This window comes from Vibrio sp. 10N.222.55.C7 (assembly GCF_041473335.1).
Lineage (GTDB): Bacteria > Pseudomonadota > Gammaproteobacteria > Enterobacterales > Vibrionaceae > Vibrio > Vibrio crassostreae_C.
The window spans coordinates 1-236 of sequence record NZ_JBFRSC010000130.1 but is presented as its reverse complement, the minus strand read 5'-3'; the positions used below and the strand labels follow the sequence as shown (position 1 = coordinate 236).

At 38.6% G+C, this 236-nt stretch carries 1 rRNA gene; it reads left to right on the top strand.

Annotation, left to right across the window (positions count from 1 at the left end):
• Positions 1 to 76, top strand: a 23S ribosomal RNA gene (locus tag AB4482_RS23010); the annotation flags it as partial.
• Between the last annotated feature and the right edge of the window lie 160 nt (positions 77 to 236).

Sequence of the window (236 nt, the reverse complement as noted above, 5' to 3'; positions counted from 1 at the left end):
ACGTTGATAGGCAGGGTGTGTAAGTGCTGCGAGGCATTGAGCTAACCTGTACTAATTGCCCGTGAGGCTTAACCATACAACACCCAAAGGGTTTTGTGGACTCAAAACTGTTGTTTCCGCTTTAAAAAGCAGAGGCAAACAAGAACACTTGAATGAGTTTACGTAAGAACTTTTAATAGCTTTCCAGATTATTTTGCCTTCAGTTTTTAAAAAAAGCTGAAAGTAAAAGCAAAATT